Origin of the sequence: Methanoregula sp. (assembly GCF_050010295.1) — an archaeon.
GTDB lineage: Archaea > Halobacteriota > Methanomicrobia > Methanomicrobiales > Methanospirillaceae > Methanoregula.
Genome location: NZ_JBEKLH010000001.1, coordinates 1 through 24,377 on the forward strand (window position 1 = coordinate 1; position 24,377 = coordinate 24,377).

33 protein-coding genes and 2 tRNA genes are annotated in these 24,377 nt (G+C 56.8%); 7 read left to right on the plus strand and 28 right to left on the minus strand.

The features are described from left to right. Positions 1–405: 405 nt before the first annotated feature. Positions 406–780 carry a hypothetical protein gene (locus ABSB80_RS00005; RefSeq protein WP_428366871.1) on the plus strand — a complete coding sequence of 125 codons (375 nt, stop codon included), beginning with the start codon at positions 406–408 and terminating at the stop codon, positions 778–780. 167 nt (positions 781–947) lie between these two features. On the opposite strand, the gene ABSB80_RS00010 is transcribed toward ABSB80_RS00005, so the two are convergent. The 20 genes from ABSB80_RS00010 to ABSB80_RS00105 all read right to left on the minus strand — a co-directional run bounded on the left by ABSB80_RS00010 (position 948) and on the right by ABSB80_RS00105 (position 14,561). Next, the gene (locus ABSB80_RS00010; protein WP_428366873.1) at positions 948–2,642 is read right to left on the minus strand and encodes a glutamate--tRNA ligase; all 1,695 of its coding nucleotides are present in this window, start codon (positions 2,640–2,642) and stop codon (positions 948–950) included. 1 nt (position 2,643) lies between these two features. After that, a complete protein-coding gene (locus ABSB80_RS00015; protein ID WP_428366875.1) occupies positions 2,644–3,609 on the minus strand; it encodes a polyprenyl synthetase family protein in 966 nt (321 codons plus the stop codon). Positions 3,610–3,627: 18 nt separating this feature from the next. Then, on the minus strand, positions 3,628–4,965 hold the full coding sequence (locus ABSB80_RS00020; protein ID WP_428366877.1) for an RNase J family beta-CASP ribonuclease: 1,338 nt from the start codon (positions 4,963–4,965) through the stop codon (positions 3,628–3,630). 72 nt (positions 4,966–5,037) lie between these two features. Beyond that, complete coding sequence (fni, locus tag ABSB80_RS00025) at positions 5,038–6,129, minus strand: type 2 isopentenyl-diphosphate Delta-isomerase (RefSeq protein ID WP_428366879.1); 1,092 nt, start codon at positions 6,127–6,129, stop codon at positions 5,038–5,040. Next, the gene (locus ABSB80_RS00030) at positions 6,126–6,890 is read right to left on the minus strand and encodes an isopentenyl phosphate kinase (RefSeq protein ID WP_428366881.1); all 765 of its coding nucleotides are present in this window, start codon (positions 6,888–6,890) and stop codon (positions 6,126–6,128) included. The genes fni and ABSB80_RS00030 overlap by 4 nt, the downstream gene beginning before the upstream one ends. Beyond that, complete coding sequence (gene mvk / locus ABSB80_RS00035; RefSeq protein ID WP_428366883.1) at positions 6,883–7,752, minus strand: mevalonate kinase; 870 nt, start codon at positions 7,750–7,752, stop codon at positions 6,883–6,885. Before mvk ends, ABSB80_RS00030 begins: the two co-directional genes overlap by 8 nt. Position 7,753: 1 nt before the next feature. Next, a complete protein-coding gene (amrB, locus tag ABSB80_RS00040; RefSeq protein ID WP_428366885.1) occupies positions 7,754–8,545 on the minus strand; it encodes an AmmeMemoRadiSam system protein B in 792 nt (263 codons plus the stop codon). 65 nt (positions 8,546–8,610) lie between these two features. Then, positions 8,611–9,222, minus strand: a complete 612-nt coding sequence (gene rpsB / locus ABSB80_RS00045) for a 30S ribosomal protein S2 (RefSeq protein ID WP_428366887.1) — start codon at positions 9,220–9,222, stop codon at positions 8,611–8,613. Then, a complete protein-coding gene (gene eno, locus ABSB80_RS00050) occupies positions 9,219–10,406 on the minus strand; it encodes a phosphopyruvate hydratase (protein ID WP_428366889.1) in 1,188 nt (395 codons plus the stop codon). Before eno ends, rpsB begins: the two co-directional genes overlap by 4 nt. Positions 10,407–10,413: 7 nt before the next feature. Continuing rightward, positions 10,414–10,587, minus strand: coding sequence for a DNA-directed RNA polymerase subunit K (locus ABSB80_RS00055; RefSeq protein WP_319377366.1), 174 nt, complete (start codon positions 10,585–10,587; stop codon positions 10,414–10,416). Between the two features lie 35 nt (positions 10,588–10,622). Continuing rightward, positions 10,623–10,697, minus strand: a tRNA-Pro gene (locus tag ABSB80_RS00060). A gap of 18 nt (positions 10,698–10,715) precedes the next feature. Beyond that, positions 10,716–10,904 carry a DNA-directed RNA polymerase subunit N gene (locus ABSB80_RS00065; protein WP_428366891.1) on the minus strand — a complete coding sequence of 63 codons (189 nt, stop codon included), beginning with the start codon at positions 10,902–10,904 and terminating at the stop codon, positions 10,716–10,718. A gap of 29 nt (positions 10,905–10,933) precedes the next feature. Next, on the minus strand, positions 10,934–11,335 hold the full coding sequence (locus ABSB80_RS00070) for a 30S ribosomal protein S9 (protein ID WP_428366893.1): 402 nt from the start codon (positions 11,333–11,335) through the stop codon (positions 10,934–10,936). A 10-nt stretch (positions 11,336–11,345) separates the two neighbouring features. Then, entirely contained in the window at positions 11,346–11,774 is a 429-nt protein-coding gene (locus ABSB80_RS00075) for a 50S ribosomal protein L13 (RefSeq protein WP_428366895.1), read from the minus strand. 7 nt (positions 11,775–11,781) lie between these two features. Next, complete coding sequence (locus ABSB80_RS00080; RefSeq protein ID WP_428366897.1) at positions 11,782–12,147, minus strand: 50S ribosomal protein L18e; 366 nt, start codon at positions 12,145–12,147, stop codon at positions 11,782–11,784. Then, entirely contained in the window at positions 12,144–12,974 is an 831-nt protein-coding gene (locus ABSB80_RS00085) for a DNA-directed RNA polymerase subunit D (RefSeq protein WP_428366899.1), read from the minus strand. Before ABSB80_RS00085 ends, ABSB80_RS00080 begins: the two co-directional genes overlap by 4 nt. Next, on the minus strand, positions 12,974–13,372 hold the full coding sequence (locus tag ABSB80_RS00090) for a 30S ribosomal protein S11 (RefSeq protein WP_292417515.1): 399 nt from the start codon (positions 13,370–13,372) through the stop codon (positions 12,974–12,976). The genes ABSB80_RS00085 and ABSB80_RS00090 overlap by 1 nt, the downstream gene beginning before the upstream one ends. A gap of 3 nt (positions 13,373–13,375) precedes the next feature. After that, the gene (locus ABSB80_RS00095) at positions 13,376–13,978 is read right to left on the minus strand and encodes a 30S ribosomal protein S4 (RefSeq protein WP_428366901.1); all 603 of its coding nucleotides are present in this window, start codon (positions 13,976–13,978) and stop codon (positions 13,376–13,378) included. Between the two features lie 2 nt (positions 13,979–13,980). Beyond that, positions 13,981–14,442, minus strand: a complete 462-nt coding sequence (locus ABSB80_RS00100; protein ID WP_428366903.1) for a 30S ribosomal protein S13 — start codon at positions 14,440–14,442, stop codon at positions 13,981–13,983. Positions 14,443–14,477: 35 nt separating this feature from the next. Continuing rightward, positions 14,478–14,561 (minus strand) — tRNA-Ser (locus ABSB80_RS00105). Positions 14,562–14,773: 212 nt separating this feature from the next. Here ABSB80_RS00105 and ABSB80_RS00110 point away from each other — a divergent pair. After that, on the plus strand, positions 14,774–15,256 hold the full coding sequence (locus tag ABSB80_RS00110; RefSeq protein ID WP_428366905.1) for a hypothetical protein: 483 nt from the start codon (positions 14,774–14,776) through the stop codon (positions 15,254–15,256). A 21-nt stretch (positions 15,257–15,277) separates the two neighbouring features. On the opposite strand, the gene ABSB80_RS00115 is transcribed toward ABSB80_RS00110, so the two are convergent. Beyond that, positions 15,278–15,511 carry a transposase gene (locus ABSB80_RS00115; protein WP_428366907.1) on the minus strand — a complete coding sequence of 78 codons (234 nt, stop codon included), beginning with the start codon at positions 15,509–15,511 and terminating at the stop codon, positions 15,278–15,280. A gap of 491 nt (positions 15,512–16,002) precedes the next feature. Here ABSB80_RS00115 and ABSB80_RS00120 point away from each other — a divergent pair, with 491 nt between their 5' ends. Together ABSB80_RS00120 and ABSB80_RS00125 are read left to right on the plus strand one after the other, a co-directional pair. Further along, positions 16,003–16,632 carry a TMEM175 family protein gene (locus ABSB80_RS00120; protein ID WP_428366909.1) on the plus strand — a complete coding sequence of 210 codons (630 nt, stop codon included), beginning with the start codon at positions 16,003–16,005 and terminating at the stop codon, positions 16,630–16,632. A 151-nt stretch (positions 16,633–16,783) separates the two neighbouring features. After that, the gene (locus tag ABSB80_RS00125; protein WP_428366911.1) at positions 16,784–17,380 is read left to right on the plus strand and encodes a hypothetical protein; all 597 of its coding nucleotides are present in this window, start codon (positions 16,784–16,786) and stop codon (positions 17,378–17,380) included. Positions 17,381–17,789: 409 nt separating this feature from the next. Here the strand turns inward: ABSB80_RS00125 and ABSB80_RS00130 are convergent, their stop codons facing one another. The 4 genes from ABSB80_RS00130 to ABSB80_RS00145 all read right to left on the minus strand — a co-directional run bounded on the left by ABSB80_RS00130 (position 17,790) and on the right by ABSB80_RS00145 (position 19,858). Further along, the gene (locus ABSB80_RS00130; RefSeq protein WP_428366913.1) at positions 17,790–18,182 is read right to left on the minus strand and encodes a type II toxin-antitoxin system VapC family toxin; all 393 of its coding nucleotides are present in this window, start codon (positions 18,180–18,182) and stop codon (positions 17,790–17,792) included. Beyond that, the gene (locus tag ABSB80_RS00135; RefSeq protein WP_428366915.1) at positions 18,182–18,409 is read right to left on the minus strand and encodes an antitoxin VapB family protein; all 228 of its coding nucleotides are present in this window, start codon (positions 18,407–18,409) and stop codon (positions 18,182–18,184) included. The genes ABSB80_RS00130 and ABSB80_RS00135 overlap by 1 nt, the downstream gene beginning before the upstream one ends. 150 nt (positions 18,410–18,559) lie before the next feature. After that, complete coding sequence (locus tag ABSB80_RS00140) at positions 18,560–18,730, minus strand: hypothetical protein (RefSeq protein WP_428366917.1); 171 nt, start codon at positions 18,728–18,730, stop codon at positions 18,560–18,562. Between the two features lie 309 nt (positions 18,731–19,039). Beyond that, the gene (locus ABSB80_RS00145) at positions 19,040–19,858 is read right to left on the minus strand and encodes an alpha/beta fold hydrolase (RefSeq protein ID WP_428366919.1); all 819 of its coding nucleotides are present in this window, start codon (positions 19,856–19,858) and stop codon (positions 19,040–19,042) included. A 123-nt stretch (positions 19,859–19,981) separates the two neighbouring features. Between ABSB80_RS00145 and ABSB80_RS00150 the strand changes: the two genes are divergently transcribed. The 3 genes from ABSB80_RS00150 to ABSB80_RS00160 all read left to right on the plus strand — a co-directional run bounded on the left by ABSB80_RS00150 (position 19,982) and on the right by ABSB80_RS00160 (position 21,750). Next, a complete protein-coding gene (locus ABSB80_RS00150; RefSeq protein ID WP_428366921.1) occupies positions 19,982–20,545 on the plus strand; it encodes a cysteine hydrolase family protein in 564 nt (187 codons plus the stop codon). Between the two features lie 22 nt (positions 20,546–20,567). Beyond that, complete coding sequence (locus ABSB80_RS00155; protein ID WP_428366923.1) at positions 20,568–21,335, plus strand: sulfite exporter TauE/SafE family protein; 768 nt, start codon at positions 20,568–20,570, stop codon at positions 21,333–21,335. 214 nt (positions 21,336–21,549) lie between these two features. Continuing rightward, entirely contained in the window at positions 21,550–21,750 is a 201-nt protein-coding gene (locus tag ABSB80_RS00160; protein ID WP_428366925.1) for a hypothetical protein, read from the plus strand. A 15-nt stretch (positions 21,751–21,765) separates the two neighbouring features. Here ABSB80_RS00160 and ABSB80_RS00165 read toward each other — a convergent pair whose 3' ends face one another. From ABSB80_RS00165 to ABSB80_RS00175, 3 genes are all read right to left on the minus strand, one after another. Further along, positions 21,766–22,194: a hypothetical protein gene (locus tag ABSB80_RS00165; protein WP_428366927.1), complete on the minus strand. Its 429-nt coding sequence runs from the start codon at positions 22,192–22,194 to the stop codon at positions 21,766–21,768. A 569-nt stretch (positions 22,195–22,763) separates the two neighbouring features. After that, a complete protein-coding gene (locus ABSB80_RS00170; RefSeq protein WP_428366929.1) occupies positions 22,764–23,540 on the minus strand; it encodes a CBS domain-containing protein in 777 nt (258 codons plus the stop codon). Beyond that, positions 23,537–24,376, minus strand: a complete 840-nt coding sequence (locus tag ABSB80_RS00175) for a CBS domain-containing protein (protein WP_428366931.1) — start codon at positions 24,374–24,376, stop codon at positions 23,537–23,539. The genes ABSB80_RS00170 and ABSB80_RS00175 overlap by 4 nt, the downstream gene beginning before the upstream one ends. Between the last annotated feature and the right edge of the window lies 1 nt (position 24,377).

Genomic DNA, 24,377 nt, shown 5'->3' on the forward strand with positions numbered 1-24,377 from the left:
GAAATGAGATCCCCTTTTTTGACATAGGGGGGTCTCACCCCCTTATTTTGGTGAAAAAGGCCAATCCGGGCTCGTATCGGGCTTCTTTTCCATTTTTCCGGATCTAACCGACCGGCCTGTTTTGCCCCTTTTTTGAGAAGGTTTTTCTGGAAATGCTGGTACTGCCCCGGATTACCAGACCGGGCTTTTTGCGAGGGATAAAACCGGCCTGTGTAGATCTGTTTGGTTAGAGGATAGGTCAGGGAGACGGGATTTAGGATGTGGGAGGCGAGGTGAAGGAATCACTAAAATCTTCTTTATATTGTTGAGATGTCTCATGGGAATGATAAACACTACTACGTCGGTCAGACCGGTGACCATAACTATACAACCGCTCGCCCCGCATTTCGCAGATTAGCAGGTCATTTGGATGACCTCGGGGGGAGTACTCAAAATCAGATTTATCGATATATAGCGGAAACAATTTTAGGATTTTCAGAGGCAGCACGAAAAGATTCAAAATTTGATGAAAAAATTAAGCAGGCTGTCGAAGATTTTCTTGTAGAGAGCACTATCACGATGCATGTCTATCCTCTCCAACCTTTTTCACCGGGAATTAACAAAGATCAACATCTCGAAATCGTTCATGAGGTTACTCATTTTGAAAAAATTATAATCAATCTTTTCAGGGTACACGAAAAAAGAATTGCAAACAAGAAATTACCATTACCGGAAAAAAATGCCGAATGCCCATATCCACAAATCTTAGCTGAAATAGCAGATGATTTTGAGCTCGGTTAAATTCATAGTAATAATGTCGGGTTAATGGTGCTATTCATTTGCACCATCACTCCTCCCGGCCACATCCCCGATTTCCCGGAACAATGGCACCATCTCCCCGTCTACCCGGCCCCCACCCCAGTTTTTTTGAATTTTTTTTAAAAAAAGACTCTAAAACAGATAAAATCTCACTTATGCGTGAAGTATGCCAGTACCCCGTCGGCGCCTACCGCATCGATCTTCGCAAAACCGACCCGCTCGAACTGGACGACCTTCCCACGCTCGTTCACGACAGCAGGTTCGCAGGCACCGGCGATATCGCCTTCCTGCGTCCGGAGCGTACAGGGAATCTGGTCCGCAACGGGCAGCCACTGGATGATCGGGGCCTTTGCCACCCGGGCATCGGCCAGCGAGTCACCGGCATAGGTGAGATGCGGCCTGCCATGGTCGTACTCCACCGTGACATTGAACAGGTCTTTGAGCCGGATCATGGGCCTGTCTTTGTGTTCCAGCTCCGCCGCAGGAACGATTACGGCACCGGTAAAAGCGAGCGTCCGCACTCCCCGCTTCTCGTCGGCGGGGTGGAGGAGAGCATGGGTTGTCAGCTGCGGGGCGGCGTGGATGAGAATGGTCACCGGGTCTGCTACAAAGAAGTACCGGTTCGCTACGGGATCCACGAGTTTCCTGTTCTCGGCATAGAGGTTGTCCCACGAGAACGAGATGTCAACGTCTCCGATGCCGATCGCGATCATCGCGTTCTTCACCGCTTCGGGCAGGATCCCGCGGCGGGCGAGGGCCCGGAGGGTCCCGAGCCGGATATCGTCCCAGCCGGTGTACGTTCCATCCTTAATTCCAAGGCGCATCTGGGACGTGGAGAGCACGACCCCCTCGATCCCCATCCTGCCGTAGTGGCGGTAGACCGGGACCTTCCAGCCGAAGTGGTCATAGATGTAGCGCTGCCGGCGGGTGTTCGCGATGTGATCCTTGCCCCGGATCACGTGCGTCACGCCAAGCAGGTGGTCGTCTGCCACCACCGAGAAGTTCATAAGCGGGTACACATGGGCCTTCACTTTCGGGTGTGGGGGTGCATCGAGGATCCGGAACGCGGGAAAGTCCCTCATCGCCGGGTCCGGGTGGCTGAGATCGGTCTTGATCCTGACCGAGGCCTCGCCTTCCCTGAAACCGTGGTCGAGCATCTTCTGCCAGAGTTCAAGGTTTTTCTCCACGGGAAGATCACGGCACGGGCAGGCAGTCTTGCATTGCTTGAGCTCCCTGAACCGCTCGTTGTCGCAGGTGCAGACGTACGCCCCGCCCAGTTCGATCAGCCGTTTACAGAGATCGTAGTAGATCGGGAGGCGCTCGCTCTGGGTCACGGTCTCGGTGATCCCGAGGTCGAGCCAGCGGATATCCTCCCTGACAGTCTCGTATGCCTCAGGGTCAACGCGTTTCGGGTCGGTGTCCTCGATGCGGAGGATATACCGCCCGCCGTACTGCTTCACGTACGCATCGTTCAGCGCAGCTGCCCGGGCGTGGCCGATGTGGAGCGGGCCCGAGGGGTTCGGGGCAAACCGCATGACAACGCCCTTTTCAGCTCCTTCAAGTTCGGGGAGCACCTTCCTGCGCTCGTGCTTCTCGGACAGGGCGGCAAACATCTCTGGTGCCCGGGCCTGCAGGGTCGCGACCCGTTCTTCAGGAGACAGCGCCGCAACAGTGGCGATCGCTTCCTTTGCAAGGGCGGAGACCTCCTTTGCCCTGCTCCGGAGTTCCGGGTGGGCGCCCATCACCATGCCGATGACCGCGCCCGCCTGGGGGACGCCCCCGTGTTTCACCGCGTTCTGCAGTGCACACAAAAAGAGGATCTCCTGTGGATTGTCACCTGCCATCCTAATAGCTCCGGGTCACGAAGAATTCGCCGATGTCCATCAGGAGCTGGCGTTCTTTTGAGGGGGGGAGAAGGGAGATGTGCCGGTCGCTGTCGGCCACGAGACCGGCTGCGATCTTTTTCACCTCATCGATCACGCCGGCGTCGGTGAGCTCCCTGATCGCTGCCTCGATGTCGTCGCAGGAAAGTTCCCGCCGGTATTTCAGCAGGTCGAGCCCCTTCTCCCGGGCCTTGATCATGATGAGGGTCTGCTTGCCCTCGCGGAGGTCGGAAGCCCGGTCCTTCCCGCTCTTCTCGGCGGGGGTCAGGAGGTCGATCAGGTCGTCCTGGATCTGGAACGCGATGCCGGTGTTGAGCCCGAAGTTGTAGAGGGCCTTCACCTGAACCGCGTTGCCGCCGGCGAGGACCGCACCGATACCTGCTGCCGCGGCATAGAGGACCCCGGTCTTCTTCCTGACCATCTCCAGGTATTCGCCTTCGGATACGTCCGTGCGGTGCTCGAAGGACATGTCCATGTGCTGCCCCTCGCAGATATCGGCACAGGCCCTGGCGAGCATGGTCACGGCCATGATCTTGGCATCGTCCTTTGCGTTGACAAGACAGAGGTGCTCGAAGGCGCGGGCATAGAGCACGTCCCCGGCGAGGATGCCGGTTGGCATGTCCCACTTCGTGTGCACGGTCTGCACCCCGCGGCGCAGGCTGTCGTCGTCCATGATATCGTCATGGATGAGCGTGAAGGTGTGGGTCACCTCGAGCGCAAGGGCGGCATGCAGGATCTCGCCCGAGCTCCCGTGTTTCACCGCATCCGCTGACAGCAGGACGACCGCAGGGCGGAGCCTCTTGCCCCCTGCGGCAAGGAGGTGGGCGGAAGCCTTGTTCAGTTCACCAGCCTTGTCAACAAAATAGCGGTCGATCAGGTGATCGATCTGCTTTGCGACCGATTCCAGATACGGTGAAAGTTCCGACATTGGTTCTCCCCGGATTTTTCAGTTGATCTTGAGCCTCTGCCCGTTCTTCATCAGGTGGACCGTGGAGTGGGCGGTATAGCCGAGCTCGCTGACAAAGTCCGTGTAACTTGCCGTCATCCGCAGGGTGCCGTGGGCCGGGATGATGTGCTGCGGGTTCAGCAGGTGGATGAACTCGTAGTGGTCCTCGCGGTATGCGTGGCCGCTTACGTGGAGGTCCTCGAAGATGCGGGCCCCTGCCAGCTTGAGGTGCTGCTCGACCAGGTAGCGCTGGCCGAAGTTGAGCGGGTTCGGGATGACCTTTGCCGAGAAGATGACCTTGTCGCCTTTGGTCAGCTGGTACGGGGTATCGCCCAGTGCAAGCCGGGTGAGGATCGAGCCGGGTTCGCCCTGGTGACCGGTGACGATCGGCAGGAACTTGTCTTTCCCGGCCTTCATCATCCGGCGCATGGTGCGGTCGATCGTCCGCCGGTTCCCGAAGACGCTCGTGGTCTCCGGGAACGAGACGAGCTTCATCTGTTCGGCCGTGACCGAGTACTTCTCCATCGAGCGGCCGAGAAGGACAGGTTTCCTCCCGATCTCGTGGGCACACTCGGCAATCGTCTTGACACGGGCGATGTGGGACGAGAACGTCGAGACGATGATCGCGTTCTTGTCATCCTCGTAGCTCGTGATCGTGTCCCGGACCAGGTCGCGGGCGATCCTCTCGCTCGGAGCCCTGCCGGGGAGATCGATGTTGGTGCTCTCAACGATCAGCGCAAGCACGCCTTCCTTGCCTATCTGCCGGAAGCGGGCAAAGTCCGGGGGTTCCCCGATGACCGGTGTCCGGTCCAGCTTGAAGTCGCAGGCATACACGATCGCACCGTGCGGCGTGTGGAGCACGGGGGTCACCGTATCGATGATCGAGTGCTGGGTCCTGACAAACTCCAGGACAAGGTTCTGGGAGAGGGTGTACCGCTGCCCTGACTTGAGCGCGAAGAGCTTGTTGTTCACGCCGAACTTCTGTTCCCCGGAGATCTGCTGCCGGATCAGTTCGGTCGTATACGGGGTGGAGATGATCGGTGCGCTGTACCGGTGCGCCAGCTTCGGTATGGCCCCGATGTGGTCGAGGTGCCCGTGGGAGCAGACGATGGCCCTGACGGTCCCCTCGACCGAGTTCATCATCGTGTCATCCGGTATCGCCTTGATCTTGATGAGATCAAGGGAGTGCATATTCTCTATCTCCGCGTCCTCATGGATCATCACCTGGTCCAGGCGGAGCCCCATGTCAAATATGACAATTTCCTTTCCGCAGCGGACGGCGGTCATATTCCGCCCGACCTCGTCGTATCCGCCCACTGCAATAATTTCTATATCCATGTTGTATCTCCTGTGTTCTGATTCAGGGTATTTTTGGTAAAAATTCCCTGTTCTGGTCTTTCTGGCGTGGAATTACTTCCTGATTCTCGCAGGGTTGTCTTTGTCGATCATCTGGCGCGTCCTGCCCGTGAGGTAGAGCGGTGCCTTCCTGAGATCGGCAACCCGTGCCGACCCGGTCAGGAACATGGCAACGGTCAGTTCCCGGTGGATGGCGTCGATGGCGCTCGCGAGAGCCTCGTCGCTCTCCATGGCCGGAGCGAGCAGCGGCAGTGCCATGCCGCAGAGGTCTGCCCCGAAGGCAAGCCCTTTGGCAATATCGAGACCGCTCCTGATGCCGCCGGAAGCGATGACCGGACCACCGGTCGCGAGCACCTCGGCAAGGCTGATGACGGTGGGAATTCCCCAGCCGGCGAAGTCCTGCCCGAGCGCTTTCAGGGCCTTGTCCTTCGCGCTGGCGCTCTCGTCTGCCCGCACGCTCTCGACCGCGGCCCACGAGGTCCCGCCCCAGCCAGCGGTGTCGATGGCCCGGACTCCTTTGCCCCAGCATGCCCGTGCAGTTGCTGCCGATATCCCGCACCCGGTCTCCTTGACGATAACCGGGGTCTTGAGTTCCCGGCAGAGTTCCCCGATCGCGTCAAGGCAGCCGGTGGCATTGTGGTCGCCTTCCGGCTGGATGGCTTCCTGCAGGAAGTTCAGGTGGATGGCAATGGCATCCGCCGCGATCATCTCGATGGCCTGTTCCGCCCATCCGGTGCCATGGTCACGGAGCTGGACTGCCCCGAGGTTTGCCACGAGAAAGGCATGGGGGGCCTCGTCCCTGACGATGGAGAACGTGTCCGCGAGCTCAGGGTTTTCGAGGGCCGCCCGCTGGGAACCGACACCCATGCCGATCCCGCAGTGTGCGGCTGCCCTTGCAAGCCGTGCGTTGACGTTTTTTGTCCCGGGATGACCCCCGGTCATCGCCGATATGAAGAGGGGGGAGCGGAAGGTGTGGCCAAGGAAGCGGGTGGCGAGGCTGATGCTCCCCATGTCGCATTCCGGCAGGGCATTGTGCACGAACCTGATATCCGAAAACCCGGCGTCGCCGCTCTCGACCTCCTTCTCTGCGCAGATGCGCAGGTGATCCAGTTTCCTTAACGACGTGAACTTCAGCTTGTCTTTCATCCGCCCTGCTCCCCCCTTACCCGTGTCCCGCCGTGGTCGGTCCCTGCAAGGAAGTCGCCGACCCGCGACACATGAAATATGTCCGACCCGATCCCCGCGTCCGCGAGACCGAGCAGTTCATCAATTTTCCCTCTCATTCCACCGGTGACATCGGTATGTCTCGAGTCCCCGATATGGAGCGACGCAGCCGTGGCCCGGGTAATCTCCGGCACCACGCGCCCTCCATCCAGCACTCCCGGTACATCGGTGGCGAGCCCGACACGGTCGATCGCAAGACCGACCGCAAGGTAGCGCACGAGCTGGTCGCCCGATACGATACAGGCCCCGCGTGAGAGGTCCATCACCACGTCTCCGTGGATCACAGGGACCATCCCGAGGGAGAGCATCGTACCCAGGTGCCGGCACTCGAACCCGGCCAGCCTCCCGTTGTCCGCTATCGCGGTATGCAGGGGGTGGACACCGACTGCAGCAACACCCTCGTCCCGGAGCGCCCCGACGACTGCATCGTTGAGGCTGCTGACCGCCCGGTTCGTCACGTAGATCCCTTCGGTGTGCCCGGCCGTGGCACCCTTATCGAGCTGGTAGCGTCTCGCTTCCGGGTGGCCGCAGGAACCGGCGCCGTGGATGACCACGATCCCATCCGTTGTTGCCCCGGCGATTGCCATAGCAACCTCCGAGAGGCGCCCGCGGTTGATGGCGCAGTCGGCACTCTTGTCCGTGATGACACTCCCGCCGAGTTTCAGGATTACGCGGTCAGACATTTTTCTCCTTGCGCGCGCCTTCCGTGTCGATACCCGTGACGATAGCCCGGGCCTCGCAGGCCTCGATCGCGCCCGCAACCCGGTGCTTGAGCGGCTTGGGGCAGAGTGCCACCATGCACCCGCCCCCGCCGGCTCCCGTGATCTTTGCGCCGAACGCACCTGCCGAGCGGGCGGCGAGCACGAGTTTTGAGAGCTGGGGGTGGCCGACGCCGAGCGCTTCGAGCAGGGCATGGTTCATGTTCATGTAATTCCCCAGTTCCTTCGGGTTGCTGAGGTGGTGGATCGCGCTCATGCTCACGCCTTCGATCGCGTCCAGTACCGGGTCCACGATAGCGGGGTGATTCTTCTTGAGTTCGCTCACCTGTTCCACCATCTTTGAGGTATTGTGCGAGACCAGGGAATCACCGACTACGAGGTGCATGTTCTGGGGCGGGAGCCTTCTTCTGGAACCGCCGCTGATGAGGATGATCCCGCCGTACGTGGAGACCGTGGTATCCGTGGGGCTCGCCCGCCCTTTCTGCACCGTCTTCTCGATCTCGAACGCCATGTCTGCAATATCTTCCCGGTTTTTATGGAGCGCGAACTCGTCGTTGATCGCCGAGAGGGTCGCAACGGTCACGGCAGCGGACGACCCGAGGCCCGAGGAGCTCGGGATCTGCGAGTTGATGTAGACGCTGCCCACGACGCCCATCGCCTCGAAACACCCGTCGATATAGGGCGATTTTGCCCGCTGGGCGCGCCGGGTATTCCGCACGGTGACAAACACGCGGGGCTTTATGGCCATTGCTATGCCGGGCTTTCCGTATACTACTGCATGCTCGCCGAACAAAAATACCTTGCCCGGCGCACTCCATGTGGCCAACCTAGATCACCGCAATGGCTGCGTACCCCACGACCTCGCGATAATCGCCTGTCGTATCCCCGCTCGTTGAGTACCGGATGAGCTTTGCCGCCTTTGCCCCGAGCCTGCCGCACGCCGCCACCATGGCCGAAATGGGGCCGAACCCGCAGGCAGTCACCCGCCGCTCCTCGATCCGGCGGTAGAACTCCTTCGTGTCAAGAGCCAGGAGCGGTTCGATGGCCCAGAGGTCATCGGCTTTTGCCTTGCTCTCCGGCACATAGTGCGAGAAGTCGCTCGACGCCACGATCCTGATCTCCCGGTTGGTCCGCCTGACCGCCGCAAGGATCTTCTCCGCAAGCCGCATCGCGCTCGGGTAGTCCTGCTGCCCCATCATGACCGGCGCTATCCGCGCCCGCGGGAAGCGGTACTTGATGAACGGCATCTGGACCTCGATGGAGTGTTCGTCCCGGTGGGATATCTCGTCCGTCTCGATACTGAGGGCCTGGACAAACTCGGTGTCCGTATCGATCACACCGAACGGGGTCTCCCACGGGATCTCGGAGACGCAGTTGATGTACCCGCGGTGGGACGGGCCGATCACGACGAACGTGCCTGAAAAGTCAGGCACGATCGAGCTGAAGGCATGGGCGGCAACCTGGCCTGAATAGATATACCCGGCGTGAGGGGATACGATACCGAGCGGATTCCCGCCCTCCGGTGCTGTGCCCGAGAAGAACTTCTCCAGCAACTGCTCCAGGTGGGAGGGCTCGCGCGGATAAAACATGCCAGCCACTGCGCATGTACGCATCTTCATCAAATCAACCCTCTGGTCGAACTGGTATATCTAACGATCGGTCGCCCCAAAAAAGGGGGACCGGTCTAGAATTCAGTCTCGAAGTCCTCGGGGGCGAGTGCCGTCGAGATCCCGCGGAGCCGCAGCATCTCGCGGGTCAGGAGGAAGTAGATCATCGAGAGCGCCTTGCGGCCCTTGTTGTTGGTCGGGATGACCAGGTCGACGAACTTGGTCATGTTGTTGGTGTCGCAGAGTGCGAGCACGGGGATGCCGCACTGGACTGCCTCGTTGATGACCTGCGCGTCGCCGATCGGGTCGGTCACGACGATGACCTGCGGCTCGATATAGCCGTCGAGAACCGGATTGGTCAGGAGGCCCGGGATGAACCGCCCGGTCGCCGACATAGCACCGATGGTATCGGCAAACTTCTTGGCCGGGTACTGGCCGTACTGGCGGGAGGTGACGACGAGGATATTCGGGGCTTCGTACTGGTTTAAGAATTTGGCGGCGGTCTTGATCCGGGCGTCGGTCTCGCGGATATCGAGGATGTAGAGGCCATCGCCGCGGACGCGGTAGATGAACTTCTTCATGTCCTCGCTCTTCTGCTGGGTGCCGATGTGGACGCCGGCAGCAAGGTACTCCTCGACGGGGATGAGCGGTTCTTTCAGTTCGATTTCCATTTCGTTTACAGTGGTCATAGCTGTTCCTCTATGCGAATCAGTTCGTTCAGTTTTGCAATGCGTTCCCCGCCGACAATACCGCATTTTAAGAAAATACAGGAGAAGGCTGTGGCAAGGTGTGCAATCGAATTGTCGGTCGTCTCCCCGGAGCGGTGGCTCATCACCGTGTCCAGCCCGTGGGTGTGGGCGAGCTGCACCGCTTCGAAGGTGTCGGTGAGGGTCCCCACCTGGTTGGGTTTTATCAGCACGCAGTTTGCGGAGTCCTTCTCGATGCCCTGCAGGATGCGGTCGACCTGCGTTACGAAGATGTCGTCGCCGCAGACCAGGCAGTGGCTGCCCACCTGGCTGTTGAGTTCCGCGAATGCGTCGAAGTCGTCCTCGTGGAAGGGGTCTTCCACATAGACAAGGTTGTACTTGTCCACGAGTTCTGCGATATAGGCGACCTGGTCTTCGGTCGATCGTATCTTCTGGCGGTACTGGTATGCCTCCCCGTTCCACATCTGGCTTGCGGCGACATCGATACCCATGTCAACCGTGATATTCATCTCGTCGGCAACAATCGTGGTCGCCTCGGCAATGAGCTCAAATGCGAGGGCGTCGTCGATCTGCGGTGCCCATGCACCCTCATCACCCTTGCCGGCGGCTTTTCCCAGTTTCTTTAAGAGTTCTTTCACCGTCCGGTGGACGGCGGCGTTGGCGAACACCGCTTCTTCTGCGTCGGCCGCGTCCCCGGGGACGATCAGGAATTCCTGGATCTCGGTCGAGTTGGCCGCATGTGCCCCGCCCCCGATCACGTTCCCGAGGGGGAGGGGGAGCTCCCTGACGAATGCCCCGCCAAGGTAGCGGAAGAGCGGGATGTCCAGTGCCGATGCCGCGGCCTTCGCATTGGCAAGCGAGAGGGCGACCGCAACATTTGCCCCGATCCCGGCGAAATTGGCAGTCCCGTCGATGTCCCGCAGCTGTTCGTCAAACCCTTCCTGGTCGGCCGCGTCCATCCCGATGAGCGCGGGAAGTACGTTCTGGACGGCATAGTCGACCGCCTCTTTCGGCGGCCTGACCTTCGCCTCGAGCGAACCGGTGCTGGCGCCGCCGGGGGCTGCCGACCTGCCAAAGCCGCCCGACGTGTAGATATCGGCTTCAACGGTCGCGTTGCCCCGGCTGTCCAGGATGGTCCGGAGTTCGATAACCTCAATGGTCGTCATATGTCCTCTACTTCCTCTTTACGGTAATGGGGATGGTGTTGTTGTTGAATTCCTCGATCGCAATCTCCAGCGGATCGATCCGTGTCGTGGTGATGAGTAACGGAGCACCCATTGATATCTGCAGAGCCCTTGCTCCAATGATCCTTGCCCGTTCGTACCGGGTATAAGTCTGCGTCTGCATTCTTCTTCCTCAAAATGTCTGCAATCTCGAAAATATGGGGTCGCTGAGATTCGAACTCAGGTCACTGCGTCCCGAACGCAATAGGATGGTCCAGGCTACCCTACGACCCCGCGATCATACGTTCTCTCTTACTGGTACGGGTTGAGCTCATCAATGATCTCTTTGTGGGTCAGGAGCATGCGCCTGCAGCAGTAGCGGGAAATTTTGAGATCGTCGAGGATCTTCCTCGGATCCTCGCCTCTCTCCCGTCTCGCCCTGAACTCTTCCCAGGCTGTGGATATCGGTTTCCCACAGGTGAAACATCGAACGGGTATCACGATTTTAACCTCTCATCATATCTTCTGGTTTAACGATAAGACTTTTGGAACTTCTTGCGTGCACCGCGACCGTGCGGCTTCTTGGTCTCTTTCTGGCGCGAGTCGTTGACCAGGAGTGTCCTGTCATAGGCCAGATAGATGTCCTTCATCTGGGGGTCGTTGTGCCATTTGATGATGCCGCGGGCGAGTGCCGTCCGGACAGCTTCTGCCTGTCCCATGACACCCCCGCCGGCGACGTCGATGGTGACATCGATGCCGTGGACCGCGTTGGGGACGAGGAGGATCGGTTCGGAGATCTTCATCCGGGTGGTATCTGAGCCGTAGGCTTCGAGAGGGACCGAGTTGACCCGGATCACGCCTTTGCCCGCCTTCAGGGTCGCCCGTGCGATTGCCGTCTTGCGTTTTCCGCTTGTGTTGATGATCTTTACCATGGTGGCCACCTTAGAACTTTGCTCCGAGGAACGTGCACACTGCTGCGAGCGTGACATGGTTCGGGTTGTTCAGACGGTTCATGTGCGCTTCTTCCGGCACTTCCATCTCCTTGCCGACGAGATCGACCGGGATGCCGACATAGCACCTGATGGCCTTCATCGCCTCGACGCCGCGGGGGCGCTTGTAGGGGAGCATGCCGCGGATCGTCCGCTTCATGAGGTGGTCCGGCCGGCGCGGGACGAACGGTCCCCAGCGGTTGCCGGAGGCGCCGCGTTCCCTCTTGTGCCGATAGTTGGCGAGCACCCGGGCGCGGCTGCCGGAGATGATCACTTTCTCGACATTGACGATTGCGATCTCTTCGCCGGCAAGCCCGCGCTGTGCGACAAGGCTTGCAAGGCGCCCGAGGAGCAGTCCGTCACCGTTGATTACTGTAACCATATCTTGTTCACCTCAGGATCCGGACACCGCTGCCTTTCGGGTTGTCCGCAAGAAGCTGCTCGATCGTCATGCACTGCCCTTTCGCGTCCCTGATCTTGCTGGTCGCGGATGCCGAGAAGTTCAGTGCCGCTACTTTCACGGACTGTTCCAGCACGCCGCTTCCCAGTACCTTTCCGGGTACGAGGATAGTCTCACCGTTCTGGGCGTAGCGGTTGATCTTGGACAGGTTGACCTCCGCATAGTTCCGGTTCGGGGTCTCCAGCCTGCTCGCGATCTCGCGCCAGATCTTGGCCTCATTCTCACGCGACTTGTTCTTCAAGAGCGAAATGAGGCTGGTAAGACGGGGGTTCGTCTTCTCCACAATTCTTGTCATCTCTTCTCATCCCCTGATAGTTCGCCTAGCTGTTTTTCCAGCTCGTCTGCCTGCTCCCTGATATACTGCAGTGCACGGTTCATGATCTCTTTTGCCGTGAGCGACCCGTCGCTCTCGACCACGAAGATATAACGGTCTTTCTCGGCGGATATAACGATTGCCGGTTCCTCCCCGATCCCGCTCGCAAGGCACGCCCGTTCGCAGAGCCTGCACATGGAACAGTCGGGGAGTTTTCCGCTGACTACACCGACTTTCTTTCCTTTCACTTCCAGGACCCCGCGCGGGCATTCGTCAACGCAGAGGGCGCAGGCATCGCAGGCGTCGCTGATGGTCACGACCGGGTGGTTCTTGTACCCGCAGACGAGCGTCGGCTGCCACTTGGCATGCATCCTGCCGGTATTGAGGGTTGCACGCGCCTCGATGACAAGTTTCTGTCCCTTCGTGAGTTTCACGATCGGGATGTTCCCGTGCACCGGCGCCACTTTGGGGTCCTGCGGGATGAGGTCGCTCGAGGTGACCACCCGGGGGCCCTCGACACTGAGCGTGTAGGTGGCCGTGCAGGCCGGGCATCCCGCCCCGCCGCACGAACAGGTGTCCTGGGTCGAGTAGCTCTGGAGATCTGTCTTGATGGGGATGAGCCCGAGGCGGTGTGCCAGCATCTCGTCGAAGAGTGCGCTCGTGTTGTCGTAGATGCGCACATCCTCGATCGCGAGGGTCGGCACCTCGCCGATCATTGCCCGCCTGAACGCGTTGGCAAATGCCGGGCTCGCTCCCGAAAGGGTGAATCGTGCGAGGGAGTCGTCCAGACTGGCGATTACGATCTCCATCACACTCTCCTTCCCCGCCTGCCGCCTTTCGGCCTGCAGGAGTCATGGGGGATTGGAGTGACATCTTCGATACGCCCGATGCGCATGCCGGCACGGGCGAGCGCACGGATGGCTGCCTGGGCGCCCGGCCCGGGGCTGCGCTGCTTGCCCTGCCCTGGTGCACGCACCCTGACATGGACGCCGACGATCCCTTTCTCGCGGGCAGTCTGGGCCACGTTACTGGCCATCTGCATCGCCGCATAGGGCGAGCTCTCGTTCCGGTCCTGCTTGACGACCATCCCGCCGCTGCTCTTGGTCACGGTCTCCGCGCCGGAGAGGTCGGTTATGGTGATGATCGTGTTGTTGAAGGACGCGAAGATGTGGGCGATGCCCCACTTTTCCTTCTCGTTTGCTGCCATTGTCTATCTCCTTCCTCCTCTTCCCTGGTACCCGCCGTATCCGCCGGGTGCCGGCTTGGGGTTGGACGCGGGTTTTGCAATCCTCACCTTCTCGGAGTGGGAGTCGGACAGGAACGGGGACGTGCCGTAGTAGGCGATCTGGGTCTCCTCAGTCCTGTTCACGCGGTAGCCGGGGATGCTGGTGCGCCTGCCGCCGATCGCGATGTGCCCGTGGGTGATGAGCTGCCGGGCCTGTTTCGGCGAGCGGGCCAGTCCCTTGCGGTACACGAGCGTCTGCAGGCGGCGTTCGAGCTGGGCCTGCACCTTGAGCGAGAGGACATCTTCGATGTCCGCGTCGGGGCCGAGGAGACCTCCCCTCTGCAGGGAGGTGATCAGTTCGGCCTTCTTGTTCTCGTAGAGCTGGGCATCGGCTGCGCTCGAACCGAGGGCGAGGAGACCGCGGGCGCCCTTGCGGTACTTGCGGAGCACGGCCTGGGCCTTCCAGACCTCACGCTTGTTCCGGAGACCGTACTCGATGACGAGACGGGTCTCGGCCTCGATGCGGGTCTTCTCGAAGGGGCGCTTGGGGGCCTGGTAGGACTTGTGGTTCTTGCCTGGGTATCCCATGATCAGCTTCCTCCGACTTTCTTCTTGCTCACGCCAACGGTCTTACCGGTCCTGCCGGTTGACTTGGTGCGCTGCCCGCGGACTTTCTGGCCGGTCTCGTGCCGGATGCCCCGGTAGCAGCGGATCTTCCTCATCAGGTTGACATCCTCGTCCTTGGCGAGCGCGACGTCGGGACCGAGCAGGTGTTTTGCCTCGCCGGTGTAGACGTCCTTGGGACGGTTCGCCATCCAGGACGGAATCTTCGATGAGTACTGTTCGACGGCGGTGCGGAGCCGGTTGACCGAGTCCTCGTCCAGGCGGCCGAGCGAGGCATACTCGTCGACTTTCGCCATGCGGGAGATCACCGACGAGGTATGCCTGCCGACACCCTTGATGCCGGTGAGGGCGACCCTCACGGATTTGGTACCGTCCAGATCGGTGGTGCCAACCCTTACAAAGTATCGTATTTCTTCTTCCTGAGCCATCCAATCCCCTCGATTTGGTGAGATTATCTCTTTAGCGCTGAGGGAGGGATTTGAACCCTCGAGTCCCAAGGGACACAGGTTTAGCAAACCTGCGCCTTACCTGGCTAGGCTACCTCAACAGAGGAATCTCGCATCTTGTACAGACACTCGCAGCGAATAGTCGCTGCTCCATGAATGGTGCTTTATAATATGGGCAGGTACGGGTAATAAGTGTTTGGGGTAGACCGGCTTTGCACGTAAAGTAGATATTTGACCTTACTTTACGTGCAGACACCGGACTTTACGTGCAAGATTTATCCAGCTTGAAAATTATATTATTGGAGGGTATGATATGATCCCAAATTATTCTACGAATGCTCCTTTTCTATTTATTGCAAGCATCACAGCAGCAGCATTAATGTATGCAACTAGTAATATTGCATTCAACAAATTATCAAAGGCAAATGAAAAATTTCTCTCTATCAGTAAAAATTTTATGAAGTCGGCCAAAAACGATGAAGATCATCATTTGGCATTTTCGATGGCTTTTGGGAAATTTTGGAACAAAAAAATTGAAGAGACCGTATCCAACTATAAAAAAGCGAACTTTATTCTTTTACTAGATGTCATTTTATTTTTAGTTACAAATATACTAATTATAATTTATTGGACATCCAATATTGATATAATTGTAAATTTTGCTGTGGTATTTTATATTTATGGCATATTTGTTATGATTATTTTTATTTTCTATTCGCTTGTTATATGGAATTATTATGAGGATACGTTTTCCGAAGATGGTTTTGAAGTTAAGATTACAAATCAAGAAGTTTAACCATAATTTAAATAAATTTTATTATAAATGAATGAAATTTGGTTCAATCCCATTCTCGTACATCTCATGAATTACCACCGTCAGATTGTAGGCAATAATCTTTGCTAGTAACTCATTCACCTGAGCAATCTGGTTCTTTGATTTCAAAGTCTTCCCGAATTTCCTCTTTATCGCCGCATTGGTTGATTCAACATTGCTCCTCTTGTGATAGTGTTCCATGAACTCATCCTTATTGAGTTGGAAATAGTGGTACATCTTTTTCCAGATAGGGGAGCCGCGAGTCCTGCCGGTTGCATGATTCTTGAAGGGGATATATGCAACCGCGCCAATTGCATCAACGGCATCGTAGTTGTCACGGGCTATCTCCCCCGGGGCCGGGGGCGCTAGCGATGCCTCAGTATTACCTGAACAGAACTTCTACATTTTTTGTCCGGGTAATACGGCGTCATCGCAATCGGGGGGGTGCCCACGCGGCGGGGAATTGATCGTCGCATCAGCGAGGATCAATTGGAGAAGAATCCTTCAGGATTCTTCGACTGCGAAAGTCGAAGAGCCTGGTGGCTCTTCTCCAGCCCGATACTTCGTATCGGTCTCCCCCAAGAGCGTCAGACCTCTTCTTGTTCTTCCGGATCCGGAAAAAATCCCGAAAATTTTTCCGGTTCAGATCATTCCCGCCCGGAAAATTTTTTCAAAAAAAATCCAAAGCACATTAATCCAATCCCCTCTCAGTACGGAGAAGGAAGATTATGACTGAGGAAACCAACGGAAGTGACGGATCGCATCTCACCAAGAGCAGGCTGGAAGCGCTATCTGATGGCATCTTCGCATTCGCTATGACACTCCTTGTCATCGGACTGAGCGTGCCGGATAAGGCGACACTGGTACCATCAAATGCATATGCCCTTCAGGTCCTCATCAACCTTTATTCCGGTTTTATACACTATGCTCTCGCATTTCTTATCCTCGGGGCGTTCTGGCTCAGCCAGCACATGCAGTTCCATTCAGTACGGACTCCCGATAAGATATTCACCTGGATTAACCTCGTGACGCTCATGTTTGTCGCACTCCTGCCCTTTTCAGCGTCCTTTTCCGGTGCTTTTTCCGGTGTCCCGGTCGGTGCAATGGTATTTGAGTCGAATCTCCTTGTTATCGGTACGGGCCTCTCCCTCCAGTGGTGGTACGCCACAAGCGGCAACCGGCTGACAGAATCCACGCTGAAACCGGCATATATCAGGAAAATCCGTTTCCGGAACCTCGTTGTCCCCGCGGTCTCCATCGTAGGCATCATGTTCGCACTGGCGGGAAACACATGGAGTACAGCGATATATATGACGCTCCCCATCGTCTTTTATTGTGTGGAGTACACCTTTGGGTGACGACCGGAACGGGGGAACTCCGGACCCGGATCAGCAGGGAATTCCTGCTTATCCCCGTAGGACCGGTATGTACAGGTGATTCCTGCGGAACCGGGAACCGACGTATAAAACAAAAGAATTATCCACCCATGAATCCATTTTTCGTACCATAATGAACATAATAACGCTTCTTACAGCATTCGTGCCATGGATCGCATTCACCCTTGTCGCTGAAGCTCCCATTGGAAATCCCCTGATGGCTCTGACCCTTGCCTTTATTGTGGGTATTGTGCTCACCGTCCTGACGAGTTACCGGCAACTACTCAAGGGGTATATCCTTTCCGTTGTCACTATCGTGTTCTTTGTCGTGTTCTTCATCCTGGTCATCGCATTAAAACACTACTGGCTTGCAAACTACATTTCGGTACTCTCGATGCTGGTCCTTACGATCGTCTGCTGGGCGACAATGTTGTTCCATTTTCCCTTCACCCTCCAGTATTCAAGGGAAGGGGTGGAACCCGAGCGTGCCAGGAGCGTGCCATTCATGCGGGTAAATTATATCATCACCGCGGTATGGGGAATTGCATTCACCCTCGGCTTTGCAGTGGACGCTTTCCTGCTGCTCCGGCCCGAACCCGGTCTTATGTTCTGGGACAACCTGAAATGGGTCTTCATGGTGATCGCTATCGTCTTTACCGTGTGGTACCCGGATTACGTCCATAAGCAGAGGGCGTTGAAGGTGATTTCGGAGATAAAATCGGGAGAATAAAAAAGGGGTATCCTCCCATTCTCATAATTTTTTATTGACAGAAGCGGAAATATCGTAAACAACGAAACATGTGCATGTGCCTCCGGATTACCCGTACAGGAAATTTCTCCACAATTGTGTCCGGGTAATGTGGCATCACAACCGGAGGATTCCCACGCGGCGGGGGCGGAGTCCGAATGGTCCATCAGGACCATGAGGAGGAGGAGAAACCCGCCGGGTTCTTCGAGACCCCGAGAGCGTCAGACCTCTTCTTCTTTTTCCGGATCCAGAAACGAGCATCAGGGCAGGCGTTGTGTGGAAAAGGGTCATGGGGCGGTCACCGGATTTTGGTAAAATTACCTGAACAGGAGAGTCAATCCGATCGGGTAAATATATTGTGAAATATTTTCCTGCTACGGGATTTAAAAATTCAGTACCCGATGACCGTCAGTTCCGGGATCTTTTCAAAGTGACGGTCATGGGTGATAATCTCTCCATCAGAACAGAGTGCAACCGCAGCAATGACCTGGTCAAAATCTCCCACAGGATTTCCCTTTTCCTGAAGAGTTGCGGATAAATAACCGAATGCGTGATAGATGTCGTTCCCAAACGGCACCTCTTCGAATGCCGCGATCACCGCCAGTATCTCTTTCACATTTTCTTCCACATGAAGGGAGCGATAGGCCCCTTCAAAGAGTTCGAGAGAATTTATCGGAGTTGTATAGAGCGGTTTTCCTTCATCTTCCAGCTCCTCCAGTTTTGCAATGGCTTTGGGATCATGCCGGATAATATCCACGATAAATGAGGTATCCGCGACCGGCATCAGAACTCGACCCTTCGAAGCGAACTTCGCCTCATCTCCCTGGATACCTGCTCAATAGAATCCGCAAGTTCAGGGTTTGCACCGATCTCTTTGAGGACCTCTGATAGTTTTTTCTTTTTCGGATAGTGTGCTAATATAACGTCGGAAAAACTCACTTTATCGTTCTTTTTCAGGCTTTTCAGCCTCTCGTATGCCTCTTCCGTGATGCTGATGGTCTTCGTGGCCATGATCAGCTCTGTGTATGTATGTGTATTTAATGATAATCGCAGGGGATTTGCCAGGCCCTGGAACCCCGCCACTAGATCCACTGGACGGCGGCGTTCATCGTAATCTCAGCATGTACTAAATATCCTAGTCCAGAGACTGCAGGAACACACTCATACTAAGTATATTGCATTCATGGAGGGATTGCCTGGTGGCGTCCCGAGTCCAAGCATGGGGAGGGAAGAGGGTCGGACGGGGTAATTCCTATCCGCAAAGATCAGGGGCATGCAGGGATCTCCGCCGTAATTTTTCTTTATCTCCACGCTTTCATCAGCTATGTCCACACAAAATACCCCATCCGACCCCCCAACCCCTCTTTCATTTTTACCCGGATAAGCTGGTAAAAATGAGGTGATTTTTCGACGGTAAATTGCCAGTCATGAGCGGGCGGGGATGGGCCGGAGTGGTCGGGGGGTCGGATGGTGTCTGCCGTTCCGCAGGAAGGGCAGACAGGAGAAGATTGTGAAACAATCTTCGACTTCAGGATCAGGTCCAGGAGTAAACCCCACCCTCATCCATCCTCCAAAATGCCGAACCCCGTTAGGGAAGGGGGCCACCAGGGATAGGGCGTTTCAGAATGTGGCAGGCGCCAGTCACGTTTCAAGAAACGAGATCACGGTCCCGGCAACCTCTTCCGGGTGCTGGTACATCAGCCCGTGCCCAGCCCCGCAGACAGGGACGACCTTTGCACCGGGGATTCGTCGCCCGAGGGTGAAGGAATTTTCCGCCGGGATGATAACATCATCCGTTCCGGTCAGCAGAAGGGTCGGCGCATGGATCACGGGAAGGCGGTCGTAACAGCCCGCCCACGAAGAGAAAGCCGCAGCCTGCCGGGCGGCAACATCCTCACCCGTCGTCTCGTACACCTCCGGGCAGTACTGCCACGGGTCATGGGTTGCCAGCCACTCCGGCGTGAAGAGAACGGAGAACATCCGGTCGGCCACATCGGTTGCGGAACCGCTCTTGTCCGAGAGCGTGGCCCATACTCCGGGCTGCATCGGAATCGCTTCCTTCCCGCCGCAGTTTCCCGAGACGAGAACCAGCTTCTCCACGAGCTCCGGGCGGGCGAGTGCGAGTTCCAGGGCCATGCAGGCGCCCATCGAGTGGCCGAGCACGTGCGCCCGGGAGATGCCCAGGGAGCCGAGAAGGGCGGCGGCGTCCTCTGCAAAGAGCGGGAGGGAGAACGGCATGTCCGATGACGATGAATAACCGGTGCCGCGGTGGTCGAAGATGATGACCCGGAAAAGGTCAGAGAGGGCGGAAAGGAGCGGCGGGTTCCACATATCCATCGTTGAGGCAAAGCCGTTCAGGAGAATGAGAGGAAAACCGGTGCCGAGATCGCGAAACGCGAGGGAGATCTCACCGGAGGTCGCGGACTTCAAAGGCAGGGATCTGATATCAGGTCCGGTCATGCTATTCCCCTTTTCGGGTGCAGGGCAGATATATATGCGTTTTTCATGGAGAACCGGACAACCGCTCCTGAGAGGCACACAATACTTATAGCCAAAGCCTGACGTTGTATGGGAAGTGAGCAGATGAACCGACCAGCACTCCTGATCATCGATATGCAGAACGACTTCGTGCTTGAAGGAAGACCGCTCCGGGTGGCCCAGGGCCGGGCGGTGGTGCCGAAGATCCTCGAAGTTCTCACCCTGTTCCGGGAGAAGAAACTCCCCGTCTTCCACATCCTCCGGGTCCACCGGAAGGACGGCTCGGACGTAGAGATCATCCGGCAGGACCGGTTCCGGGAGCAGCCGTTTGCAGTAGAGGGGACGCACGGCGCCGCCGTGGTCGATGAACTGTCGCCACTCCCCGGCGAGTACGTGATCCCGAAGATCCGGATGAGCGCGTTCATCGGCACGGAACTGGACCTGATGCTCCGGAACCTCGGCGTCACTGACCTTGTCGTGACCGGGATCCAGACCCCCAACTGCATCCGCACCACGGTCTTCGATGCGATCGCGTACAACTACCCCGTCGTGCTGGTGGACGATGCCGTCGGGGCGCAGGACAATGGGATCCACAGCGCCAACGTGCGGGACATGGCCAATATCGGCGTCCGGATCCTGAGGGCCCGCGACCTGGCAGGCATCCTCTGACTGCGAACTCCAGGAACGGGACATGTTCTCCGGGTACGAATTCGCGATAGCAGGACTGGCAGCCGTATCCGCCGGTATCATCAATGCCCTCGCAGGCGGAGGGACCCTCGTCTCGTTCCCCACCCTTATCGCGCTCGGGATACCTGAAGTCGCTGCAAATATCACGAATACCGTGGCGCTCTGCCCGGGCTATCTCGGCGGCGCGATCGCCCAGCGGGAAGACCTCGCGGGGCAGGGACACCGCCTCCGGCTCCTCCTCCCTGCCGGCATCGCAGGTGGGATCGCCGGGGCTGTCCTGCTGCTGTACATCCCGCCGCAGGTGTTCCGGGTGCTCGTCCCGTTCCTCATCCTCCTTGCGGCCGTACTGCTGGCGGTGCAGGACCGGGTCAGGAAATGGGTACAGGAACACAGCACCCACACGAATGACAAGGCGGACAGAGAGAAAAATGCGATTGTACCGCTCGGACTTGCCGCTGTCTACGGTGGCTATTTTGGTGCAGGACTGAGCGTCATCGTCCTCGCGGTGCTCGGGCTCTTCTTTGACGACAGCCTGACCCGGCTCAATGCGCTCAAGCAGTGCGTCTCCCTCTCCGTAAACGTGGCTGCAGCGGTCTTCTTCCTCTTCTCCGGCCTTGTCGTCTGGCCGGTTGCGCTGGTCATGGCCGCCGGGGCACTGGCCGGCGGGGCGATCGGGGGGAGGATTGCCGGACGGGTAAACCCGGAACACCTGCGGTGGGCGATAGTTGTAATCGGGATCGTTGTCGGGATCGTGTTCCTCATCCGACTGTAAACAGGAACAGGGAATTTTTTAATAACACATTGTTAACTGTGGATTATTGAAAATTTGGTCAGATGCAGGTGAGCTGCTGAATTGTCTAACCGCTCCGGTCGTGATAAGTTGTCGGTTGACTTTAATTTATTTCAGACATGGAAAATTGAAGATTCACCGTGAACTTATCAGAATCGTAAAAAGTATTATTATTAAAAAGATTACAACGAAGTGCATGCTCAAACGATCTCTCGAAGATGTTGAGGATGTCTATCAGGATTCGGATAATGATGAGGGCAAAGGGGGTGAAATTGCTGGAACGTGTCCACAATGTGGTCATCCACTCGTTTGGAGAAAAGCAACAAAAACTGATGAACTTTATCGAGGATGTACAAATTTTGATGGCGGATGTAGATATCAGGAAAGAAGTTATTGATTCATTATTTTGATATCATCGTCGTAATTGAATCGACCTTACTGCTCTTATTTCAGGAATATCATCTCCACCGATTGCTTGAATGATTGATTGAACATAGGGCTCTTGTCTTGTCATACTTGGTGAAACAATAAGATCTTGTCTTTGATCTTTTCGACCAAGTTGTGCATGTCCTGTTGCAATGAAATATAGGAAATCTTCCTTTCCGAGATTCCATTGTGAATTAACTCTCAAGTGAACAATTTGCCAATTATTAGGGTTCGGATACATTTCTACTCTTGTTCCTGGCAATTTTACAGACATTCCTTTATTCAAATTTGATAATTCAACAACACACGACCATAATTCATCACACGCATTATGTGCGATAGGGCATTCACGACAATATCGATTCGTTGGTGGAAATCCCGTCCCTTTGTAATGAACGCAAAAATCAGTTCGCATATGTCAATTGTAGTAAAATCGAACTAATCAACCTTATCGTAAGGAAAATATGATGACTGTGTACCTAGATCAACACTTTCATACTACGTTCTATCACTCATATCCGTTTACTTTAATTTGTTGTAAGAATGGATCTCCGTATCAACGACCTGATAGTCTTACAACCCGGACGATTCTATGCAATAGTCGCGTCTGTCGAAAAATTTCTCGAAGGGATTAACGACAAACCCGTTCTCGGCAGGTACACAATCAGCCTTATTGGTGGAAATTTTTTACACATTGCCCATCACTAAGGATTGTGGAAAACGTTTTTTTGCGATATTGTGCTCCCGATTTCACTACCAGTCCCCCAAATGGGATGGACGCCGCCGCCCCCGACGGGGCGCCCCCGCGGCGGCCTTAATTACCTTTCCTTTCCGGAACGGTAATCTGCCCCGCCGTGCCTCGAAGAGGCCCTGAGGCGGGGAGACCTCACATTGTTATTTGATGTGCGTGATTCTGGTCTGAACTGTTGGTTCATGCCCATTTCTGCAGAACAAAAAAAGGGAGAGATAAGATCCGGTCCCGAGTCAGAGTGCAGCCACCAGCGAACGGCGGGTTACGATCCCGAAGAGCTTCCCCTTGTCCATGACGGGGACCGAGCTGATGTTCTTCCTGAGCATCATACCCACGACATCCGAGACCGGCGCAGTCCTCTCCACCGAGAGCAGGGGGGCGCTCATGATGTCCTTGACGAGCATGTTCCGGATCCGGTGGTCCTGGTGGTTGTCCGTCACCGACTCCCGGAACCTGCGCATCGCGATGGCGACATCGGTCTCGGTCACGATGCCGGTGTACTTCTCGTTCTCGGAGACCACGAACCGGGTGATATTGTCATCGAGCATCCTCCGCCTGAGGTGGACGACCCGCTCGTCCGCCTCGATGGTCACGACTTTCTCTATGGCAGGGTCCAGGCCATCTGCCGGCGGGAACTTCTTCAGCAGGTCACCCGCGGTGACCTGCCCGATGAGCTTGTGGTCGGCGTCGTACACGACCACCAGTTTGTACCGCTGGAGGAGCGGGATGAGCACGTTGATGCTCTCATCCGGATAGACGCTGGTGAAATCCACCTCTACCACGCTTGCCACGTGGATGGCAGCCGGTGCAATGACGGAGTTCTGCCTGCTGCCCAGCTTTTCCGCGATCGCGTGCCGGGAGACCGTCCCGACAACCGAGTTATTATTGACCGCGATGAGGGGATCGATCCCTTCTGCAAGCATCTTATCGAGCGCTTCGGTTATCTTTGCTGATTTTGCTATGGTTGCCGGTTTTACCATTACATCCCTGATAAAAACATCTTTTGTCATTTGGCCACTTCCTTTATGATATCATCGCGTTTCATGATCCCGTAAATTGAGTCCTTCTCCATGACAACGAGGCTGTTGACATGGTGTTTTGCCATCAGTGCTATTGCTTCCGGGAGCGGGGTCGCTGCCGGGACGGTGATGACGGGGGTCGTCATCACGTCCTCCGCGGTCACCGATGCGACCACGAGTATGCCCTGCCCGCTCGACCCGTCCGCCCTTTCACGCCGTGTTATCGTTACATCTTTTCCAGCCACACCTGATATCTTTGGTTCGTCGTCGAAGAACGCGAGGTTCGTCTCGGTTACGATGCCGGCAAGCGTGCCGTCGTCGTTCAGCACGAGCACCTTGTCATCGCGCTCCCGCATCACGTTGATCACGTGTTCGAGCGAGTGGTAGCGGCTGACTGTCGCTACATCCTCCATCACGTCCCCGACCGTGCAGTTCAGTTCCCGGACAAGGACGGATTTCATCAGATCGCTCTTGGTCACGATGCCGGTCACAGCACAATCCTCCACGACCGGCACGCTGCTGAGGTTCCGGTCAACGAAGATCCGTGCGATCTCGCGCACCCCGGTGTCTGGGGAGACCACGACCAGGCCGGAGCTCGCAAGCGCCCCAACGGGGATGCGGTCGAGCGGGCGCCGCCTCCAGGCCGGTTCTCCCTGGCGCAACCGGTAGGCAATGTCCTTCTTCGTGATGATCCCCACAAGCTTACCCCCGTCCATGACCGGGAGGCGCGAGATATGGTGCCGGACCATCAGGTTCCGGGCATGGGCTACCGTCGCATTGGGGTCGACAATATAGACCGGGGCGGTCATTACATCGCGTGCGAACATC

What these genes read in the sequence shown, in the direction of transcription:
- ABSB80_RS00010 (WP_428366873.1), bottom strand. Translation starts at nt 2,642, where the DNA reads ATGGCAGGTGACAATCCACAGGAGATCCTCTTTTTGTGTGCACTGCAG.
- ABSB80_RS00015 (WP_428366875.1), bottom strand. Translation starts at nt 3,609, where the DNA reads ATGTCGGAACTTTCACCGTATCTGGAATCGGTCGCAAAGCAGATCGAT.
- ABSB80_RS00020 (WP_428366877.1), bottom strand. Translation starts at nt 4,965, where the DNA reads ATGGATATAGAAATTATTGCAGTGGGCGGATACGACGAGGTCGGGCGG.
- fni (WP_428366879.1), bottom strand. Translation starts at nt 6,129, where the DNA reads ATGAAAGACAAGCTGAAGTTCACGTCGTTAAGGAAACTGGATCACCTG.
- ABSB80_RS00030 (WP_428366881.1), bottom strand. Translation starts at nt 6,890, where the DNA reads ATGTCTGACCGCGTAATCCTGAAACTCGGCGGGAGTGTCATCACGGAC.
- amrB (WP_428366885.1), bottom strand. Translation starts at nt 8,545, where the DNA reads ATGAAGATGCGTACATGCGCAGTGGCTGGCATGTTTTATCCGCGCGAG.
- rpsB (WP_428366887.1), bottom strand. Translation starts at nt 9,222, where the DNA reads ATGACCACTGTAAACGAAATGGAAATCGAACTGAAAGAACCGCTCATC.
- eno (WP_428366889.1), bottom strand. Translation starts at nt 10,406, where the DNA reads ATGACGACCATTGAGGTTATCGAACTCCGGACCATCCTGGACAGCCGG.
- ABSB80_RS00055 (WP_319377366.1), bottom strand. Translation starts at nt 10,587, where the DNA reads ATGCAGACGCAGACTTATACCCGGTACGAACGGGCAAGGATCATTGGA.
- ABSB80_RS00070 (WP_428366893.1), bottom strand. Translation starts at nt 11,335, where the DNA reads ATGGTAAAGATCATCAACACAAGCGGAAAACGCAAGACGGCAATCGCA.
- ABSB80_RS00075 (WP_428366895.1), bottom strand. Translation starts at nt 11,774, where the DNA reads ATGGTTACAGTAATCAACGGTGACGGACTGCTCCTCGGGCGCCTTGCA.
- ABSB80_RS00080 (WP_428366897.1), bottom strand. Translation starts at nt 12,147, where the DNA reads ATGACAAGAATTGTGGAGAAGACGAACCCCCGTCTTACCAGCCTCATT.
- ABSB80_RS00085 (WP_428366899.1), bottom strand. Translation starts at nt 12,974, where the DNA reads ATGGAGATCGTAATCGCCAGTCTGGACGACTCCCTCGCACGATTCACC.
- ABSB80_RS00090 (WP_292417515.1), bottom strand. Translation starts at nt 13,372, where the DNA reads ATGGCAGCAAACGAGAAGGAAAAGTGGGGCATCGCCCACATCTTCGCG.
- ABSB80_RS00095 (WP_428366901.1), bottom strand. Translation starts at nt 13,978, where the DNA reads ATGGGATACCCAGGCAAGAACCACAAGTCCTACCAGGCCCCCAAGCGC.
- ABSB80_RS00100 (WP_428366903.1), bottom strand. Translation starts at nt 14,442, where the DNA reads ATGGCTCAGGAAGAAGAAATACGATACTTTGTAAGGGTTGGCACCACC.
- ABSB80_RS00110 (WP_428366905.1), top strand. Translation starts at nt 14,774, where the DNA reads ATGATCCCAAATTATTCTACGAATGCTCCTTTTCTATTTATTGCAAGC.
- ABSB80_RS00115 (WP_428366907.1), bottom strand. Translation starts at nt 15,511, where the DNA reads ATGTACCACTATTTCCAACTCAATAAGGATGAGTTCATGGAACACTAT.
- ABSB80_RS00120 (WP_428366909.1), top strand. Translation starts at nt 16,003, where the DNA reads ATGACTGAGGAAACCAACGGAAGTGACGGATCGCATCTCACCAAGAGC.
- ABSB80_RS00125 (WP_428366911.1), top strand. Translation starts at nt 16,784, where the DNA reads ATGAACATAATAACGCTTCTTACAGCATTCGTGCCATGGATCGCATTC.
- ABSB80_RS00130 (WP_428366913.1), bottom strand. Translation starts at nt 18,182, where the DNA reads ATGCCGGTCGCGGATACCTCATTTATCGTGGATATTATCCGGCATGAT.
- ABSB80_RS00135 (WP_428366915.1), bottom strand. Translation starts at nt 18,409, where the DNA reads ATGGCCACGAAGACCATCAGCATCACGGAAGAGGCATACGAGAGGCTG.
- ABSB80_RS00145 (WP_428366919.1), bottom strand. Translation starts at nt 19,858, where the DNA reads ATGACCGGACCTGATATCAGATCCCTGCCTTTGAAGTCCGCGACCTCC.
- ABSB80_RS00150 (WP_428366921.1), top strand. Translation starts at nt 19,982, where the DNA reads ATGAACCGACCAGCACTCCTGATCATCGATATGCAGAACGACTTCGTG.
- ABSB80_RS00155 (WP_428366923.1), top strand. Translation starts at nt 20,568, where the DNA reads ATGTTCTCCGGGTACGAATTCGCGATAGCAGGACTGGCAGCCGTATCC.
- ABSB80_RS00160 (WP_428366925.1), top strand. Translation starts at nt 21,550, where the DNA reads ATGCTCAAACGATCTCTCGAAGATGTTGAGGATGTCTATCAGGATTCG.
- ABSB80_RS00165 (WP_428366927.1), bottom strand. Translation starts at nt 22,194, where the DNA reads ATGCGAACTGATTTTTGCGTTCATTACAAAGGGACGGGATTTCCACCA.
- ABSB80_RS00170 (WP_428366929.1), bottom strand. Translation starts at nt 23,540, where the DNA reads ATGACAAAAGATGTTTTTATCAGGGATGTAATGGTAAAACCGGCAACC.
- ABSB80_RS00175 (WP_428366931.1), bottom strand. Translation starts at nt 24,376, where the DNA reads ATGTTCGCACGCGATGTAATGACCGCCCCGGTCTATATTGTCGACCCC.